This window comes from Kitasatospora sp. NPDC001132, from assembly GCF_053598415.1.
In genome coordinates this window covers 1-15,537 of the sequence record NZ_JBSFKF010000030.1, presented here as the reverse complement: position 1 = coordinate 15,537, position 15,537 = coordinate 1, and the positions used below count along the sequence as shown (strand labels likewise).

The following is a 15,537-nucleotide window of genomic DNA, read 5'->3' as shown; positions in this document are numbered from 1 at the left end:
CTCCTGCCACTCAACGGCGCCGGGAGGCTGTTGGGCCGCGGCGCATCCGATTGGTGCTCATGTGAAGAGCGGTTTATTGGACCGTACCGCAGTCGAACCCACCCATGGCGGGAGCACGGCGACACGGCTTTGGTTCTTTGTCCCCCCGGGACAACGGGCGGGAACGGCCTACTGTTCCCGCCCGTAGCCCGAACGGGGCCTCAGCCGCCGTAGACGTGCGGGGCGAGGGTCCCGATGAACGGGAGGTTGCGCAGCTTCTCCGCGTAGTCCAGGCCGTAGCCGACCACGAACTCGTTGGGGATGTCGAAGCCGACGTACTTCACGTCGATCTCGACCTTGGCCGCGTCCGGCTTGCGGAGCAGGGTGCAGACCTCCAGAGAGGCCGGGCCGCGCGAGCCCAGGTTGCCCAGCAGCCAGGACAGCGTCAGGCCGGAGTCGATGATGTCCTCGACGATCAGGACGTCACGGCCGGCGATGTCGGTGTCCAGGTCCTTCAGGATCCGCACCACACCGGAGGACTTGGTGCCCATTCCGTACGAGGAGACGGCCATCCAGTCCATGGTGACCTGCGAGTGCAGGGCCCGGGCGAGGTCGGCCATGACCATCACGGCCCCCTTGAGGACGCCGACGATCAGCAGGTCCTTGCCTGCGTAGTCCCGGTCGATGCGCTCGGCCAGCTCCAGGAGCTTGGCGTCGATCTCGTCCTTGCTGATGAGCACCTTCGCGAGGTCAGCGCCCATGTCGTTCTGGTCCACCGGGGATACGTCCTCAAACGTTCGGGGTCTTTGTGGCCGGCGGCCGGCTCCCCCGGGGCATGCCTCGCCCGTCAGTCGCCCTGCCGCCGAAAGACCAGCGTGCCACACCTGCGGGTGGCCTCGACGCCCCCGGGTAGGTGCAGCGGGCCCTGTCCGCGCCATCCGGTGACCAGCAGGTCGATCGTCTCCAGGTGCCGGGCGAAGAGGTCCCCGGCCGGACAGCCCGCCCGCAGCGCGGCCCGGCGCAGCACCCGGCGGCGCACCGCGGGCGGCAGTTCGGCCAGTTTCACGGCGTCCAGGGCCCCGTCGCCCGTACGGAGGTCGCGTTCTGCCAGGGAGGCCCACTGGTCGAGGGCGTCGGCGTCGTCGCGGAACAGCCGGGCGGTACGGGCCAGCGCCTCGACCACTCCACCGCCCAGGTGCTTCTCCAGGACGGGCAGCACCTCGTGGCGGACGCGGGAGCGGGTGTAGGCGGGATCACAGTTGTGCGGGTCGTCCCAGACCGGGATCGACTGGGCGGCGCAGGCCTGCCGGGTGGCCGCCCGGTCCAGCTCCAGCAGCGGGCGGCGGTAGCGGCCCTTGTGGGCGGGCATCCCGGCCAGCGAGCGCGCGCCGGAACCGCGGGCCAGGCCCAGCAGCACGGTCTCGGCCTGGTCGTCCCTGGTGTGGCCGAGCAGCACCGCGATCGCACCGTGGCGGTCGGCGGCCTCGTCCAGGGCGGCGTAGCGGGCGTCCCGGGCCGCGGCCTCCGGGCCGCCGCTGCGGCCGACCCGCACCGGGACCGCCTCCACCGGGTCGAGGCCGAGCGTGCGCAGCCGGTCGGCCACCTGGGCGGCGCGCTCGGCGGAGCCGGCCTGGAGGCCGTGGTCGACGGTGACGGCACCGACCCGCAGACCGATCTTGGGGGCCTCGAAGGCGGCGGCGATGGCCAGCGCCATCGAGTCCGCGCCGCCGCTGACGGCGACCAGGACCAGCGGCGAGCCGGGCGCGGCCGGGGTCCGGGGCAGCCCGGAGGGGTGGCGCGCGGCGTTGCCGATCAGGGTGGTGCCGACCGAGGCGCCCACCAGCGGCGCCCCGGCCGGGCGGTCGCGGGGCTCGCGCGCGGGCGCGGTGAAGGTGGAACCGGCCTCGGCGGCGAGGTCGGTGAGCGTACGGCGAACGGCCAGGCGTATCGCGGCGACGGCGGGGTGAGGGCCCACGGCGGAAGACTCCTCGACGGAGGGGGACAGGACTCGCGGCGGACGCGGCGGGAACCGCGCACCGGCATGAACGCCCGGTTACGGGGCGCTCACAGATGGTGGCAGATAGTGGCCACCCACTACGCCACCCGCGCGCCCGCTGGCACCACCGTCCCACGTTCGGGTGAATGAAGAAACGGTTCTTCATCCGTCGTACGGCCGATTGGACCACTCGTACGAGCGGGTTTGACCGGCGCGCGCCGCTTGCCGTCCGGCTCCCGGCGCGCCCGCGTCACGACCGCGCGCTCAGCGGGCCACCCTGGCGACCCAGGCGGCCGGATCGTGGATCTCCTCCTTGGTCGGCAGGGTGTTCGGGGAGGTCCACACCCGGTTGAACCCCTCCATGCCGACCTGCTCCACCACCCCGCGCACGAACACCGCGCCGTCCTGGTACTGGCGCAGCTTGGCGTCCATGCCGAGCAGCCGCCGCAGCACCAGGTCGAGTCGGTTGGCACCGCGGTCCCGGCGCTGCTGGAACTTCTCCCGGATCTCGGCGACCGTCGGCACCACGGCCGGGCCGACGCCGTCCATCACCACGTCCGCGTGGCCCTCCAGCAGCGACATCACGGCCGTCAGCCGGCCGAGGATCTCGCGCTGCGCGGGCGACTGGACGACCTCCAGCAGGTTCCTGGACGAGGCACCCTCCCGGTCTCCGCCGCCCGGCAGGCCACCGAGCGAACCCGCCGCGTCCCGCAGCCGCTCCAGCAGGGCACCCGGGTCGATGTCCGTCTCGGCGAGGAAGGACTGCACCTCGGACTGGATGTGGTCGCGCAGCCACGGCACCGCGGTGAACTGCGTCCGGTGCGTCTCCTCGTGCAGGCAGACCCAGAGCCGGAAGTCGGACGGGTCGACGTCCAGCTCCCGCTCGACGTGCACGATGTTCGGCGCCACCAGCAGCAGCCGGCCCGGCCCCGGGCCGTCCGGCCCCAGCCGCGGCTTGTCGAACAGCGCGGCCGGGCTGTCCGGCGCCTCCAGCGGGGCCTCGGCCGGGGCGAAGGTCTCGTACTGGCCCAGCACCTTGGTGGACAGGAACGCCAGCAGCGCCCCGACCTCGATCCCGGTGGCCTTCTCGCCCACCGCCCCGAACATCCCGGCCGCCGCGCTGTTCGCCCGGCGCGCCCGGAGCTTCTCCACCAGCGGCTGGACGACCGTCCGGAAGCCCGCCACGTTCGCCCGGATCCACCCGGGGCGGTCCACCACCAGCACCGGCGTCGCCACGGCCTGGGACAGGCTGGACGAGCGCATGCCGGTGAACTCCCGCACGTGCTCCTCCGCCGCCAGGGCGTGCCGGCGCAACTCGGCGACCACCGCCGCCGCTTCCTCCCGGCTCACTTCCGGACCCGGCCGCACCAACCTGGTCGCGGTTGCGACCGCGAGGTTCCAGTCGACCATGTCAGCACCGCCACTCGCGCTCGTCATGCCCTCACCGTACGTGCTCCCCACCGCCAACGGCAGCCACCCGCCGCCAACACCTCTCCACCGAGGGCCCCGGCGCACCGTCCCGGCCACGGCCGGGCACCGGCGGGACCTCCCCGCGCCCGGCGGAGCACCCGACGGAGCGCGCCCGACGAGGTGCCCCGACGGAGCACCCGGCGAACGGGGGCTGACGGCCGCCCGCCCGTGGCACCGCCGCCGGACGCCCGGGTCAGTGGCAACCGCAGGCGGTGAGGCGGGCGGCCACCCGGTCCATGGCGGCGCGGGCGGTGTCGGCGGGGGCGGTGGTGCGGGTCATGACGGCGAAGGCGAGCAGCCGGCCGTCGGCGTCGACGGCGGTGCCCGCGAGGGTGTTGACGCCGCTGAGGGTGCCGGTCTTGGCGCGGATCAGGCCGGCCGCGTCGGCGGCGCCGGACCCGGAGCCGTAGCGCTTGTTGAGGGTGCCGGTGAAGCCGGCGACCGGGAGGCCGGTGAGCACCGGGCGCAGGGTGGGGTGCTGTTCGGAGGCGGCCAGCACGAGCAGTCGGACCAGGACTGCGGGCGGGATCGCGTTGCCCGGGTGCAGGCCGCTGCCGTCGTTGAGGACCGCGTTGCCCATCGGCACGCCGAGCCGGGTGAGCTCCTGGGTGACGGCGGCCGCGGCGCCCTCGAAGCTCGCCGGCTGGTGGGCGGCGATGGCGACCTGACGGGCGATCGCCTCGGCGAGCTGGTTGTCGGAGGTGGTCAGCAGGCGTTCGACCAGCCGGGAGACCGTCGGCGACCGGACGTCGGCGAGGGGTATCGCGTCGGAGGGAGCCGGGGCGGCGGCGGGCGCGACCTTGCCCGTCACGGCGACGCCCCGGGCCCTGAGCAGCGCGGCGAAGGCCTCGGCGGCCGCCGCGGCCGGGTCGGCGACCCGGTCCGGCGCGTCCTCCCGGCTCTTCGGGTCCGCCCTGCCCTCGTCCACCATCAGCGGGACCACCAGGGCGATGTTCTGCGCGTCGTGGTTGCGGTGCTGCGGGCTGCCCGCGTACAGCGACAGGTCGTAGTCCAGCCGGACCGACGTGACGCCGATGTTCTTGAGGCCGTCGGCGGTCTGCTGGGCGAGGAGGTCCAGCGAGGCGGGGGCGGTGTCGGCGTCGGCCGGCTGCCCGCCGATCTGCACCTGGTCGGCGGGCAGCGCGGTGAGCGTCGGGTCTCCGCCGCCGACCAGGGTGATCGCGGACGGGTCCGCGCCCTGGACCACCCGGGTGTGCAGCCGGGTGTCGCCCGGGATGAGGGACAGGGCCGCGACCGCGGTGGCCAGCTTGGTGGTGGAGGCGGGGGTGGCCGGGGTGTTCTCCCCTGAGCCGTACAGGAGTTGGCCGGTGCCGGCGTCCGCGACGGCGACGGTGACCTCGCCGAGGCTCCGGTCGGCGAGGGCGGCGGCGAGCGCCTGCTGGAGGCCCTGGGCGGTGGGGACGGCGGCGCCGGCACCACCCTCGACGGCGGCCAGGACGGCGCCCGGCGCGGGGGCCTGGCCTGTGCCGGGCGCATCGCTGCCGGCGGCGGCGGGCGAGGTGGCGCCCGGTTGCGCGGCCCGGCGGGCGGGCGTGGTGCTCGGACCCGCGCTCGGGCTGTCGCCCGGCCGGGACTTGCCGCCCTTCCCGTGGTCGTCCTTCTTCCCGTCGCGGCCGCCCTGCCCGTCGTGGTCCCCGTCCTCGCCCTGCCCGGCGCTGTGCCCGCCCGGCGACGGGGACGGCTGCGCGTACGCGCCGCCCGAGGTCAGGACCGTACCGACGACCAGCAGCGCCGCCCCGAACAGCCCCGCGGCCGTCCCCCCGCGGCGGCGCGCCGCCCCTCCCCCTGCTCGCACCGACCGGCCCCTTTCCCGAGCACTCACTCCCGTAGGAGACACTTGGATTCTGTCAGTCCCTACCTTGGAGGAACCGTTGGAGTTCGACGTCCTTATCGAAATCCCGAAGGGCTCTCGTAACAAGTACGAGGTCGACCACGAGACCGGCCGTCTGCGGCTCGACCGGATGCTCTTCACCTCGACCCGCTACCCGGCCGACTACGGCTACGTCGAGGGCACGCTCGGCGAGGACGGCGACCCGCTGGACGCCCTGGTCATCCTGGACGAGCCGACCTTCCCGGGCTGCCTGATCAAGTGCCGTGCCATCGGCATGTTCCACATGACCGACGAGGCCGGCGGCGACGACAAGCTGCTCTGCGTCCCGGCGACCGACCCGCGCTGGGAGCACCTGCGCGACATCCACCACGTGTCGGAGTTCGACCGCCTGGAGATCCAGCACTTCTTCGAGGTCTACAAGGACCTGGAGCCGGGCAAGTCCGTCGAGGGCGCCAACTGGGTCGGCCGCGCCGAGGCCGAGGCCGAGGTCACCGCTTCGATCAAGCGTCTGGCGGAGCAGGGCGGCCACTGAGCCGTCGTTCCGATCTCATTCGATCGAGGGCGGTTCGAGGTAGGTCGGGACAGCCAGGGGCCGGGGCCCGCGGATTCCTCCGCGGGCCCCGGCCCCTGTCGTGTCCGAACCCGGCCGGCGCCGGGGAGGTCAGTCCTCCAGCCGGAAGCCGACCTTGATGCACACCTGGTAGTGCTTGATCCGGCCGTCCTCCAGGTGGCCCCGGACCTGCGAGACCTCGAACCAGTCGAGGTTGCGCAGCGTCCGGGAGGCCCGCTCCACCCCGTTGCGGATCGCGGCGTCGACGCTCTCGGTCGAGGACCCGACGATCTCGGTCACCCGGTACACATGGTCGGTCATGGCGGACTCCTCAGCTGTGCGACGGCCCCCGGTCCACCGTGCACCGGCCCGGGTCCGCCCGCACCCCGACGGCCCCCGGGACGAGGGGCCCCGGAAGGCCGCCCGCACCCTGCCGGGCAGGGACCCTAGAAGGCCGCCCGCACCTCGCCGACCGGCACGCCGCCGCCGAGCAGCGGAGCCGCGCCTATCCGCTCGACGGTCCCGTCCGCCCCGGCCACCCCGAGCCGGCGCAGCGCGGCCGCCAGCACCGGGCCACGGGCCCGCTCGGCGCCGTCCTCGATCTTGAAGGCCAGCGCCCGCCCGTCCGGCAGCGCGACCACCTGGACGGCCTCGGCGCCCATCTTGGACAGCGCGCCCGGCACCGCCCGCATCAGCCAGGTGTCGGCCCGGCGGGTGCCGGCCACGTACTCGGGGTGGGCGCGCATCGCGTCGGCGACGCGGCGCGGCCCAGTGCCCTGGGCGGCCAGCACGAGGCCGCGGTAGCCGCGCGCCAGGCCGGTCAGCGACACGGCCAGCAGCGGCGCGCCGCAGCCGTCCACCCCGGCGTGCACGGCAGTCTCGCCGGTGGCCTCCTCCAGGGCCTCGCGGGCCAGGACCTGGATCGGGTGGACCGGGTCGAGGTAGCTCGCGGTGTCCCAGCCGTTGGCGGTGCAGGCGGCCAGCCAGCCGGCGTGCTTGCCGGAGCAGTCCATCAGGATCGGGGCGCGCCCGCGGCCCGCGGCGAGCAGCAGCTCCGCCTCGGTCTCGTCCAGCGGGAGGTCGGCCGGGGTGCGCAGCGCCGACTCGTCGAGCCCGGCGGAGCCGAGGATGCTCCGCACACCATCGAGGTGAAACGATTCTGCAGAGTGGCTGGAGGCCGCCAGCGCCAGCAGCTCGCCGCCGATCGCGAGCCCGGCCCGCAGCGTGGCCACCGCCTGGAACGGCTTGGCGGTCGATCGCGGGAAGACCGGGGCGTCCGGGTCGCCGAGCGCGAACTCGACCGAGCCGTCGGCCGCGAGCAGCACCAGGGAGCCACGGTGGCGGCCCTCGACGAAACCGGAGCGCACGACCTCGGCGAGAACGGGCGCGGTGACGGGCAGGGACATGACGGATGAGCCTTCCGGGGACGAGGGTGGGCCGGGAGCGAGCCGGGTCCCACCGCCCGCGGTGACTCACCCGGTCAGAGCGGCCCACCTGCGAGTAGGTCGTCGACCCGTGCCTCCCCATCACGGTACCTGCGGGTGATCTCGGCATTGCAACCGTCGGCCGTGCGCAGCAGCCGCTGGCGCCGTCCGGACACCTCGCGCTCGTGCGCCCGCAGCCGCTCCAGGGCGGCCAGCAGCTCCTCGGCCGGGTGCGCGGCCAGGTCGGCGAGCTGGACGTCGCCCATCAGCGCGTCCGCCTCCAGCCGGGACTCCTCGGTGCGCGGCGGGCCGAGGGTGACGTGCCGGGCCGAGCGCCGCACGGTGGAGGGCGCGTCGGTCAGGATGGCCGGCAGCCGGTCCAGCAGGTCGCCGGGGACGAGGTCGGGGCCGGACGGGCCGGCCGTACGGACCGGGCCCACCCCGGGCCGCCGGTCGAGTTCCGCGCGCAGGATGTCCATCCGCCCGTGCAGCAGCCGCCGCAGGTAGGACAGGTCGGCCTCCTGCTCCAGGGTCTCCCGGCGCAGCACCCGCAGCTGCTCCAGGCCCAGCCGCTCCAGGTCGGGCTCGTCCTCCGCGCCCGCCGCCGGACCGTACGGGCCCCCCGGGTCCCGCACCACCGGCCCGAACCGGTCCCGCGCCGCGCCGCTCGCGTCCATCACCCAACCACCTGACGTCGTCCGATCCCGCCCGCTCGCGGCACCCCGTCCCTGCCGCCGGTCCGGCCCGGCCCCCGACGGGCCGGGCGTCCCGTCCACCGGCACCCCCGGGAACCCGGGAGGGTCCGGTCCCCGACCGCGACCGCCCACCGGGCGGCACCGCCAGACGCCTGACCTACCGGCTCGACCGCCCGGCCGAACCCGGCCCGGCGCGGCGGACCTCCTGGCGCCCCGGACCCTTCGTACGGTCCACCAGCGTGCCACCCCTCCCGGCGCGCGCGCACCGCCCGTGCACCCGAACGGCCCCCTGGCGAACGGGGGTGGCTGATATGACCGGTCCTTTTCGCAGGAAGAGCGGCGCCCGATTCAGCGCAGGCGCGCACTCCAGGGCGTGCACGACCTTTACGCGCGCCCCTGGTGTGCGCCCTGAGGAGGCCGCCGGGGCGGACGGGAAGGGTGCGGCGGGCGCCCGGGGCACGACCGACACGCGGCGGCGGACGGCTCTCCGGGGGCCCTCCCGGGGGCCCTGCGGCGCTCCGGCACAATGGCGGCATGCGAGCAGTGGTGCAGCGAGTGACCGAGGCCCGGGTGACCGTGGCCGGTGAGACCGTCGGCGCGATCGAGGGACCCGGGCTCTGCGTCCTGGTCGGCGTCACCCACGACGACACCCCCGCCAAGGCCGCCCAACTGGCCCGCAAGCTCTGGACGCTGCGGCTGCTGCCCGCGAACGACGAGGGCGTCGAGCAGAGTTGCTCCGACCTCGGCGCCCCGCTGCTGGTGATCAGCCAGTTCACGCTCTACGGCGACGCCCGCAAGGGCCGCCGCCCCACCTGGAACGCCGCCGCCCCCGGCCCGGTCGCCGAGCCGCTGGTGGACGAGGTGGTGGCGCAGCTGCGCGCGCTGGGCGCCAAGGTGGAGACGGGCCGGTTCGGCGCCGACATGCGGGTGGCGCTGGTGAACGACGGCCCGTTCACCGTCCTCGTCGAGGTCTGACCGCGTCGGGCCGGGCGGCCCCGGCCGCGCGGCGGTCTACTGGGGGACGATCACGTCCTGGGTGCCCGGAACCGTCCCGGCCAGCAGCACGGCGTCCACCGGGACGTTCCGCTTGACGATCGCCAGCGCGATCGGCCCCAGCTCGTGGTGCCGGGCCGAGGAGGTCACGAAGCCCAGCGCCCGCCCGTCCGGGTCGGTGGCCAGCCGCACCTCGGTGCCGTGCGGGGGAAGCGTCTCCTCGGTGCCGTCCAGGTGCAGGAAGACCAGCCGGCGCGGCGGGCGGCCCAGGTTGTGCACCCGGGCGACGGTCTCCTGGCCGCGGTAGCAGCCCTTCTGGAGGTGGACGGCGGTGCGCAGCCAGTCCACCTCGTGCGGAATGGTCCGGTGGTCGGTCTCGAAGCCCAGCCGGGGCCGGTGGCCCTCGATCCGCAGCGCCTCGTACGCCCAGACCCCGGCCGCCGGGCCGTACCCGGCGGTGAGCCGCTCCAGCTCGTCGCGCGGCACGAACAGGTCACGCCCGTACGGGAGTTCGCGGACGGCGGCGGCACCCTCGACGGCGGCGGTGGAGCCGGCCGGCAGGTGGACCACGGCGTACTCGGCGGTCGCGTCGGCGACCTCCACCCGGTAGAAGAACCTCATGCTGTCCAGGTAGGCCACCAGCGCCTCCTGGGTGCCCGGCTCGACGTGCGCCCAGGTGGTGGTGCCGTCGTCCACCAGGTAGAGCGCGTGCTCGACGTGCCCGTTCGGGGAGAGCACCAGCGCCTCGGCGGCCTGCTGCGGCGGCAGCTCGCTGACGTGCTGGGTGAGCAGCAGGTGCAGCCAGGAGAGCCGGTCCTGGCCGGTCACGGTGACCACGCCGCGGTGCGAGAGGTCCACGAAGCCCGCGCCCTGCGCCAGGTTGCGTTGCTCGCGGAAGATGTCGCCGTAGTGGGCGGCGACGCCTTCGTCTGCCCCCTCGGCGGGGACGGCTCCGGACAGGGAAAGCAGCGGGCTCTTCACACCGGTCATACCGGCCAGCTTACGACCGCCCCTCGGCGAGCTTGGCGGTGCAGTCCGCGCAGCGGCCGAAGATCGCGAAGTGCTTGAGGTCGGTGTCGAAGCCGTACCGCTCGCGCAGGCTGTCGACCAGCGGCTGGGCGATCTCGGTGCCGGTCTCGGTGACCTGCTCGCAGTCCCGGCAGACCAGGTGCAGGTGGTGGTGGCGGCCGGCCAGGTGGTAGGTCGGGGCGCCGTGGCCGAGGTGGGCGTGCGAGACCAGGCCCAGTTCCTCCAGCAGCTCCAGGGTCCGGTAGACGGTGGAGATGTTGACGCCGCTGGCCGTCCGGCGGACGTGGCAGAGGATGTCGTCGGGGGTGGCGTGGTCGAGTTCGTCGACGGCCTCCAGCACGAGCTGGCGCTGCGGGGTGAGTCGGTACCCGCGTTCGCGCAGGTCGGCCTTCCAGTCGCCGGATAGCTGCCAGTCGGTGGTGCCGGTGTCCGCCACGGTACTGTCCCTGCCAATGGTCGGGGGTCCTGGATGCAAGTGTAGGGACCGGCCGCCGGCCGGTCCCTACCTCGTGCACCGAAGTGCCGGTCGTGCGACCGGCCTACTTGAAGAACGCGATGCCGTCGTCCGGCAGGTCGTTGATGTCCTTGATCAGCTGGGCGGGGCTGAGCACCTTCTTCAGCTGCGCGGACATGTACGGGCGCAGCGGCACGTTCGGGGCGGCCTTCTCGCCGACCCAGAGCAGCTCGCCGTTGACGAAGCCGTACAGCCGCTTGCCGCCCGAGTACTCCGGGGAGCCCTCGATCCGGGCGACGGCGTCGGTGGAGACGTCGACCTGGGGCTTGCCGTCGGCCAGCTCGCCGTACCAGATCTCGACCGTGCCGTCGTCGCGGACGGAGGAGATCTCGATCCCCCGGGCGCCGCTGGTGCCGTCGTGGTTGCTGGTGATGCGCCAGAACGCGTGCTCGTTCTCCAGCGGACGGACCTTCTCGCCCTCCTCGTTCAGCACCCAGGTGCGGGAGCGGAACTCCAGGAAGGGGCGGCCGTCGTGGCGGATCACGATCTCCTGGCCGAAGTTGCACTTCTCCGCGCCGGGGAAGTCGAAGACTCCCGCGCCCTCCCAGGTGCCGAGGAGGAAGGCGAGCGGGACGACGTCCCTGTGGAGGTCAGAGGGGATCTCGATCATGTTCCTGGTCGCTGTTCTCGTCGGTGTGGGACTGCCTCAACCGTACGGCAGGCTCAGCGCTGGCCCTGGTACAGCTTCATCACCGAGAAGATGGCGAACCAGGTGATCAGCACGGCCATGAGGGCCAGCAGACCGTCGAAGAAGATTTCCAGACCGGACACGGGGGGCTCCCAGGCGGCGACAGTGTGGTGGATTTTGCTCCGCTCACTCTATCCGCCGGGTTCCGGGCGGTCGCGGTGAGCCCCACCACGTCGCGGCTCGCGCCGCCTCCCCGCCGTGTTCCCGCCGCCTCCCCGGCGCTGCCCAAGCTTTGCCCAAGGGTTCCGGGGATGCCGGACGGCGGGGGTGGCAGGGGCTCTATGGTGGCGCCATGTCGAAGAAACTGGTCATCAAGGTCACCGCAGGGGCGGACGCGCCGGAGCGGTGCTCGCAGGCGTTCACGGTGGCGGCGGTGGCCGTCGCCAGCGGGATCGAGGTCTCGCTCTGGCTGACCGGGGAGTCCTCCTGGTTCGCGCTGCCGGGCCGGGCGGCGGAGTTCGAGCTGCCGCACGCGGCGCCGCTGCCGGACCTGCTGGAGTCGATCCTGGCGGCCGGCTCGGTGACGCTGTGCACCCAGTGCGCGGCCCGGCGCGGGATCGAGCAGAAGGACACCGTCGAGGGCGTCCGCATCGCGGGCGCCCAGGTCTTCGTCAGCGAGATCATGGCGGACGGCGTCCAGGCGCTCGTGTACTGACGCCCGCCGGGCCTTACGGGCGTCGCTCGTGGTCGGGGCGGTCCCGGTCGTGACCGGGTTCGTCCCACTTCGGGTCGTCCCAGCGCGGGTCGTCCCACCAGTCGTCGTCCGGGTCCCGCTTGTTGGCGAACACCGCGGCGACGGGCGGGATGACCATCGCGACCACGCACATGCCGATCGCCGCGCCGACCGAGAAGAACCGCACCACGCCCCAGGCCATGACGAACAGGCCCAGGCACACGCCCATCATGGCGAAGTAGTAGCGACGCCGCCGCTTTGCCCGCACTCCTCCACGGTACGGCCGAGGGCCCCTGCGCGGCAGGGGCCCTCGGGGTGCTCCGGAGTCGTTCCGACCGGGGTCAGACCGCGATCGCGACCTCGACGGCGGTGCCCTGGGACGCCACCACCTGGCGGTCCACGGTCTGGCCCGGCACCAGCGCGCGCAGGGTCCACTTGCCCGGGCGGGCGAAGAACCGGAACTGGCCGGTCGCCGAGGTGGGCACCTCGGCCGTGAACTCGTTGTTCTCGTCCAGCAGCCGGACGTAGCCGTTGACCGGCTCACCGTCGCGGGTCACCGAACCCTGGATGATCGTCTCGTTCGCCACGTCAACTCCTGCCAGGTCCGGGCCGCCGGCCTTCGCACCGCACATGTCTGTGATTTCCCTTCTGACTTACGGGTCGAGCCGGGGCTCAGTTGCTGCCGAGCTCGATCGGCACGCCGACCAGGCTGCCGTACTCGGTCCACGAGCCGTCGTAGTTCCTGACGTTCTCCTGGCCGAGCAGCTCGTGCAGCACGAACCAGGTGAGCGCGGAGCGCTCGCCGATGCGGCAGTAGGCGATGGTGTCCCTCGCCAGGTCGATGCCCTCGGCCTCGTACAGCGCCTTGAGCTCGTCGTCGCTCTTGAAGGTGCCGTCGTCGTTGGCGTTCTTGGCCCAGGGGATGTTGCGGGCGCTCGGCACGTGGCCGGGGCGCTGCGACTGCTCCTGCGGGAGGTGCGCCGGGGCGAGCAGCTTGCCGGAGAACTCGTCGGGCGAGCGGACGTCGACCAGGTTCAGGTTGCCGATGGCGGCGATCACGTCGTCGCGGAAGGCGCGGATCGAGGAGTCGGCGGCCTGCGCCGTGTACGAGGTGGCGGGGCGGGCCGGCACCTCGGCGACCAGGTCGCGGGAGTCCAGCTCCCACTTCTTGCGGCCGCCGTCCAGCAGGCGGACGTCGCCGTGGCCGTACAGCTTGAAGTACCAGTAGGCGTACGAGGCGAACCAGTTGTTGTTGCCGCCGTACAGGACGACGGTGTCGTCGTTGGCGATGCCCTTGGCGCTGAGCAGCGCCTCGAAGCCGGCCTGGTCGATGAAGTCACGGCGGACCGGGTCCTGGAGGTCCTGCTTCCAGTCGATCCGGACGGCGTTGCGGATGTGGTTCTTGTCGTACGCGGAGGTGTCCTCGTCGACCTCGACGATGACGACCTTCGGGTCGTCCAGGTGGGCCTGGACCCAGTCGGCGTCGACCAGGACGTCGCTGCGGCTCATGGTGGTGATCTCCATCCGAGGGCGGTTGTGCGGAAGGTGCTGCTCAGGAGGGGTGCTGCAGGGGCCCGGGCAGGCACGGTCCGAAAATCCGTCCGAATGCTGGGACGAGAGGGTGGACCGGTGCGGCCGGGCGGTGAACTGCGGAATACCTCGGGGACCACCCGCTCACAGAGCCGGGCACGGTCACCGGGAAGATCGGCGGCGGGCGTCAACTGCCCTGCCGGAGCGCCGAGTCAGCGCATTCGACACAGACAGGCGGCCACGCGGCACAGGTCTACCGCCCGCCGCTTCGTGAGGTCCGTCTGTCGCTTCATGCCGACGATGCTAGGGACACCGGAGGCCCGCTGTCATCAACGTATCGAATAATGGGATCGAAGTGACCGGATGATGGGATTCACTCTCGGCACGGCCCGCCCGGGCCCCGCCGGAGGCCCTCCGGCGGCGTGCGCGGGGCGGAAACGACACCGCTCCGCGGTCCGCGCTGGACAGCGCGTCTCGCGGAGCGGAACGATTCGGCAGCGCCCGGCACGGGCCGGGATCAGCCCAGGAGCTTGACGTCCTTGCCGTCGAAGGTCAGCTGGAGGCCCTCCGGCAGCGGCGTCACGCCGCCGCTCCCGCCGTCCTGGTCGGCCAGCTTCAGGCCGGCCGGCAGCGAGTCCAGGGTGAAGCTCATCGGCTCGACCTGCTGGCCGGTGGCACCGGCCACCATCCCCGCGAGCGAGCTCAGCCGGAAGCCGTCCACCGTCACGGTGTTGCCCTTGTTGTGCACGGTGCCCTCGCCGATCGCGATCGGCCCCAGCGCGGCCTTGACCTTGCCCGGGCCCGCGTAGGACAGGCTCAGCCGGGAGCTGCCGCCCACCGGCAGCTTGGTCCCGTGCAGCAGCTCGGAGGCGGGCGGCAGCAGCTGCGCGAGGTCCTGGTAGGAGATCACCCCGCTGCCGGTGCCGCTGTCCACCGTGGCACTGCTCATGCTGTCGCTCACCTTGACCCCGGAGAGCCGCGCCTTGAAGGAGTGCAGCGCCACCCGGTGGCTGCCGTCGCCGACGGTCAGGCCGTCCGAGGAGATCCGGACGTCGTCCAGCTTCTTCGACACCACCTGGGTGAGGAACGGGAAGCCCTCGATCGAGACGTCCGGGCGCTGGCTCATCCGGCCGCTCTTCACGATCCGGTCGGCGGCCTCGTCCTCGGCCACGCCGACCGCGATCCGGTCGGCACCCAGCAGCAGGCCGGAGAGCACCACCAGGCCGATCGTGGCCTTCAGCCATCCGCGCATCGTGTCCCCCGTCGTCGCCGGTCGCTGTGGTCGTTCGTCGGTCGTCGTCAGTCGTCGTTCCACGGCGGTCGCAGGACACGTCCGCCCTAGCACGACCGTACGACGTCCGGCCCCGGAACATGGTTCCGGGGCCGGAATCCGACCCGGGGCGGAGCGGAAGGGTCAGGCCAGCAGCTCGGTGGCGATCCAGATCAGCGGCGCCGCCACCGCCAACGGCAGCGCCACGCCCGCCGTCATGTGCACGAAACGGGACGGGAAGTCGTACGCCGCGACCCGGCGACCGACCAGCGCGCCCAGCCCGGCCAGCGCGCCGAGCGCCACCGGCGCCCCGACCAGCAGGCCCAGCGCCACCGCCGCGGCCAGGCCCAGCACCGGGCCCAGCTGCTTCGGCCCGGGCAGCGGCGCCGCGGCCAGCAGGGTGGCCAGCGCCACCGCACCCACCGCGGCGGGCACCCAGTCGGCCAGCAGCAGCGTGGTGCACAGCGCCGTCACCACGGTGGCCGAGCCGAGCACGGTCAACGCGTAGAAGCGCTCCTTCGGGTCCGACGGGCGGAACGTCTGCAGCACCAGGACGAGCAGGAAGAACCCGCCCAGGGTGCCGACCACGGCCGCCACGCCACCGTCGGAGTCCGCCAGCAGCACCGCCGCGTCCGCCGTGAAGCCGGCCAGCGCGGCGAGCAGGATGCCCTGCCGGGCCGGCCACATCCCGTTCAGCCGGAACCAGCCGGCCGCCGTCAGCAGCTGGAGCAGCGCCACCACCAGGGCCAGCGCGACCTGGCCGAGCGCGGCGCCGCCGGCCAGCAGGGCGGCCGCGCCGGCGGTGATCAGCGCCGGCTGCAGGCCCGGGTCGATGATCGGCGAGCCGGTCCGGCCGCGCGGGCCGGCGGGCGGG

General features: G+C 73.6%; 19 protein-coding genes. 3 read left to right on the top strand and 16 right to left on the bottom strand.

The window, feature by feature from the left end:
* Positions 1-200: 200 nt before the first annotated feature.
* From hpt to dacB, 4 genes are all read right to left on the bottom strand, one after another.
* Positions 201-755 (bottom strand): hypoxanthine phosphoribosyltransferase, encoded by a 555-nt coding sequence (gene hpt, locus ACWDBE_RS30185; protein ID WP_030059589.1) that lies wholly within the window; start codon positions 753-755, stop codon positions 201-203.
* Positions 756-826: 71 nt separating this feature from the next.
* Entirely contained in the window at positions 827-1,954 is a 1,128-nt protein-coding gene (gene tilS, locus ACWDBE_RS30180) for a tRNA lysidine(34) synthetase TilS (protein ID WP_449809585.1), read from the bottom strand.
* Positions 1,955-2,239: 285 nt separating this feature from the next.
* Positions 2,240-3,412, bottom strand: a complete 1,173-nt coding sequence (locus ACWDBE_RS30175; protein ID WP_449792230.1) for a zinc-dependent metalloprotease — start codon at positions 3,410-3,412, stop codon at positions 2,240-2,242.
* A gap of 226 nt (positions 3,413-3,638) precedes the next feature.
* Positions 3,639-5,261, bottom strand: coding sequence for a D-alanyl-D-alanine carboxypeptidase/D-alanyl-D-alanine endopeptidase (dacB, locus tag ACWDBE_RS30170; protein ID WP_449809584.1), 1,623 nt, complete (start codon positions 5,259-5,261; stop codon positions 3,639-3,641).
* A gap of 76 nt (positions 5,262-5,337) precedes the next feature.
* Between dacB and ACWDBE_RS30165 the strand changes: the two genes are divergently transcribed.
* Complete coding sequence (locus tag ACWDBE_RS30165) at positions 5,338-5,829, top strand: inorganic diphosphatase (RefSeq protein WP_030059594.1); 492 nt, start codon at positions 5,338-5,340, stop codon at positions 5,827-5,829.
* Positions 5,830-5,958: 129 nt separating this feature from the next.
* Here ACWDBE_RS30165 and ACWDBE_RS30160 read toward each other — a convergent pair whose 3' ends face one another.
* The 3 genes from ACWDBE_RS30160 to ACWDBE_RS30150 form a co-directional block, all read right to left on the bottom strand.
* Positions 5,959-6,168 (bottom strand): dodecin, encoded by a 210-nt coding sequence (locus ACWDBE_RS30160; RefSeq protein ID WP_030288965.1) that lies wholly within the window; start codon positions 6,166-6,168, stop codon positions 5,959-5,961.
* A gap of 125 nt (positions 6,169-6,293) precedes the next feature.
* Complete coding sequence (locus ACWDBE_RS30155; protein ID WP_449809583.1) at positions 6,294-7,253, bottom strand: asparaginase; 960 nt, start codon at positions 7,251-7,253, stop codon at positions 6,294-6,296.
* Positions 7,254-7,327: 74 nt separating this feature from the next.
* Positions 7,328-7,948, bottom strand: a complete 621-nt coding sequence (locus tag ACWDBE_RS30150) for an RsiG family protein (RefSeq protein WP_449792251.1) — start codon at positions 7,946-7,948, stop codon at positions 7,328-7,330.
* A gap of 552 nt (positions 7,949-8,500) precedes the next feature.
* Here ACWDBE_RS30150 and dtd point away from each other — a divergent pair.
* Positions 8,501-8,941: a D-aminoacyl-tRNA deacylase gene (gene dtd, locus ACWDBE_RS30145; protein WP_359818859.1), complete on the top strand. Its 441-nt coding sequence runs from the start codon at positions 8,501-8,503 to the stop codon at positions 8,939-8,941.
* A gap of 36 nt (positions 8,942-8,977) precedes the next feature.
* Here the strand turns inward: dtd and ygfZ are convergent, their stop codons facing one another.
* The 3 genes from ygfZ to ACWDBE_RS30130 all read right to left on the bottom strand — a co-directional run bounded on the left by ygfZ (position 8,978) and on the right by ACWDBE_RS30130 (position 11,112).
* On the bottom strand, positions 8,978-9,940 hold the full coding sequence (gene ygfZ, locus ACWDBE_RS30140; RefSeq protein WP_449792250.1) for a CAF17-like 4Fe-4S cluster assembly/insertion protein YgfZ: 963 nt from the start codon (positions 9,938-9,940) through the stop codon (positions 8,978-8,980).
* A 19-nt stretch (positions 9,941-9,959) separates the two neighbouring features.
* Positions 9,960-10,424 (bottom strand): Fur family transcriptional regulator, encoded by a 465-nt coding sequence (locus ACWDBE_RS30135; RefSeq protein WP_402406172.1) that lies wholly within the window; start codon positions 10,422-10,424, stop codon positions 9,960-9,962.
* 103 nt (positions 10,425-10,527) lie between these two features.
* Positions 10,528-11,112 carry an FABP family protein gene (locus ACWDBE_RS30130; protein ID WP_402406171.1) on the bottom strand — a complete coding sequence of 195 codons (585 nt, stop codon included), beginning with the start codon at positions 11,110-11,112 and terminating at the stop codon, positions 10,528-10,530.
* 370 nt (positions 11,113-11,482) lie between these two features.
* Between ACWDBE_RS30130 and ACWDBE_RS30125 the strand changes: the two genes are divergently transcribed.
* A complete protein-coding gene (locus ACWDBE_RS30125; RefSeq protein ID WP_030059603.1) occupies positions 11,483-11,845 on the top strand; it encodes a DsrE family protein in 363 nt (120 codons plus the stop codon).
* A gap of 13 nt (positions 11,846-11,858) precedes the next feature.
* On the opposite strand, the gene ACWDBE_RS30120 is transcribed toward ACWDBE_RS30125, so the two are convergent.
* From ACWDBE_RS30120 to ACWDBE_RS30095, 6 genes are all read right to left on the bottom strand, one after another.
* Positions 11,859-12,131, bottom strand: coding sequence for a DUF3099 domain-containing protein (locus ACWDBE_RS30120; protein ID WP_449792227.1), 273 nt, complete (start codon positions 12,129-12,131; stop codon positions 11,859-11,861).
* Positions 12,132-12,204: 73 nt separating this feature from the next.
* Positions 12,205-12,495: a DUF1416 domain-containing protein gene (locus ACWDBE_RS30115; protein WP_030288989.1), complete on the bottom strand. Its 291-nt coding sequence runs from the start codon at positions 12,493-12,495 to the stop codon at positions 12,205-12,207.
* A gap of 40 nt (positions 12,496-12,535) precedes the next feature.
* Positions 12,536-13,372 carry a sulfurtransferase gene (locus tag ACWDBE_RS30110; RefSeq protein ID WP_449809582.1) on the bottom strand — a complete coding sequence of 279 codons (837 nt, stop codon included), beginning with the start codon at positions 13,370-13,372 and terminating at the stop codon, positions 12,536-12,538.
* Positions 13,373-13,605: 233 nt separating this feature from the next.
* Positions 13,606-13,686 carry an Ms5788A family Cys-rich leader peptide gene (locus ACWDBE_RS30105; protein WP_350517234.1) on the bottom strand — a complete coding sequence of 27 codons (81 nt, stop codon included), beginning with the start codon at positions 13,684-13,686 and terminating at the stop codon, positions 13,606-13,608.
* A gap of 224 nt (positions 13,687-13,910) precedes the next feature.
* Entirely contained in the window at positions 13,911-14,645 is a 735-nt protein-coding gene (locus ACWDBE_RS30100) for an LmeA family phospholipid-binding protein (protein ID WP_449792225.1), read from the bottom strand.
* A 162-nt stretch (positions 14,646-14,807) separates the two neighbouring features.
* Positions 14,808-15,537 (bottom strand): hypothetical protein (locus tag ACWDBE_RS30095; protein WP_449809581.1); only part of this gene is annotated, 730 nt, incomplete at its 5' end.